Genomic DNA, 1983 nt, shown 5'->3' with positions numbered 1-1983 from the left:
ATGATTGGAGCAAAGTCTTCATTATCAAATAAACCAGATAAGGCCATATACGGAAGTAACAATTCGGCGCTTATTTCTTCGTTCTGATTAAACCAATCTGACTCGTTATTTAAAATTCCCTCAACAAAACCCGCGCACCAGCTTATCAACGCATCATCATAGTGTTCGTCTTCATCCTCGAAAGGGAGAATAATTGACGAGCCTTCGGTAAGGCTTTCTATGAGTTCGCTGTGCATGACTGCAATGCAGCCTGCTAGATGGTCTAACTCTTTCTCCATTCCGCTCAGTGTTTGTTCTGCGAGGCAGATGTTGGTTATCTGCGGGATTGTTAATTCAACAGGACCAACAACAGTCGCGCTCACCAGGCCGTGCAAGCCAAAATAGTCAAGCGTGTCATCACTAAGAGACTCGTCAAACAATAACTCTTCTAGTTGGTCGACGGCAGATTCAGAAAGAGGCATAGATTTATATCCGTAAAATAAAAAGCCAGAAGCGCATTAAGCTAACTTCTGGCTTAAAGAAAGTCCAATAAAGCTTATTGGTCTTGCGTTTCACCTTCATTCACTGGTGCTGCTGAAGCCGCTGATGGCTGGCTTTCAGTAGCTTTCGCGCGTGGGTCGTTGTGTGCAAGTTTTGCTTCACCTCGCTGGCGACGGCGTGCTGGGCGCTGAGGCTTAAAGGTACTAGCGTTTGAGTTTGCAACGGCAACCGAAACATCAGGGCTTGATTTAGACTCTGCAGCTTCCGGCTTCGGCTCGGGCTTTTTCTCCACTAGAGCTTTTGCCGTTTCAGCTTTTTCTGCTGGTACTTCAGATTGGGCTTTGGTTCCTGATGCTTGTTCGCCAGTGGCTTCTTTTTCTGAGCTTGGGCGACGACGACGGCGACGACGTTGCGGTGCCGGTTTTGTATCGTCTTCTTTCGCTTCAGTTTCAGCAGTCGTTACGGCCTCAGCTTGCGCAGATGGCTTTTCAGCTTTTTCTGCTTTTGTTTCGGCTTTAGGCGCTTCTTCTTTTGAAGTTTTGCTTACTGCGGCATCATTCGGTGTTGCACTTTCAGGCTCCGACGCTGCTTTTTCTGCTGGCTTTTCAGCGCTAGTTGCTTTTGCGTTAGCCGTTGCTTTTTCTGTCGAATCAGCAGTTGGCTGAGTGACTTTCTCAGCAGGCGCTGCTGTTTTGGCAACTGGTTCTGCTGCCGGAGCTTTTTCAGTAGCAGGCGTTTCAGTGCTTGCAGCTTCAGTTGCTGTCGTGTTTTCCGCTTTAGGTGCATTACGACGACGGTTGCGGCGACGATTGTTTGAGCGTGGCGCTTTCTCTTGCGTCGCGTTCGAGTCGTTTTGTGCTGCGTCCGTTGCTGCAACAGGTGCTTCTTGAGCATCCGTTGTCGCTTTTTCTGCTTCCGCTTTTGCTGGCGCTACTTTTGCCAACTCTTCATCAGAGATAGGCTCAGGGCGTGGCTTCTCGCGATACTTCTGATTGTTAGAACCTGCATTGCGTTGACGACGTGGTCGCTTGTTGGCGCTATCTGTATTGTCGTTTTGCTTGCTTTGATTCTGTTTATTGCGCGGCGCGTTTTGCTCTTTTTCAGCCGTATTTCGATCATTTGAACGCGCTTTATCATTGTTGCGCTTGTTATTGCGCTGACCTTGGCGTTCATCATTGCGCTCCCGTTTGTTATTACGGTTTTGCTGATTATTACGGTCATCACCACGCTTAGTGCGTTTAGCATTCGTTTGTCGATTACTGTTTTGGCGACGTTGGTTGTTGTTGCGATTTTTAGGAGAAGGTTTCTCTTCTTCTTTCTCGCTTTCTTCAGAGCTAAACATTGCAGAAAGCTTGCTAGCAATCTTTGCAAACAAACCGCCTTCGTTCGAAGAAGTTGGAGCTGGAGGACGAGGCGTAATCGTCTTCACTGCGGCTTCTTCTTTAACTGTTTCACGTGGTTGTGCAGCGGTGCTTTGCTCTTCTTCGTTTTGGCTAACTTCAA

2 protein-coding genes are annotated in these 1983 nt (G+C 47.9%); both read right to left on the bottom strand.

Annotated elements, in window-relative coordinates; all coding sequences use genetic code 11:
• Positions 1-461: YecA family protein (locus A3762_RS12030; RefSeq protein ID WP_068755743.1), on the bottom strand; the 461-nt coding region annotated here is incomplete at its 3' end.
• A gap of 74 nt (positions 462-535) precedes the next feature.
• Positions 536-1983, bottom strand: a 1448-nt coding sequence (locus tag A3762_RS27545) for a hypothetical protein (protein ID WP_369820679.1), incomplete at its 5' end; no start/stop codon positions are given.

The sequence above is a fragment of the Oleiphilus sp. HI0125 genome (genome assembly GCF_001635355.1).
The sequence above is the reverse complement of the archived record's forward strand: the minus strand, read 5'-3'. Positions and strand labels throughout refer to the sequence as shown.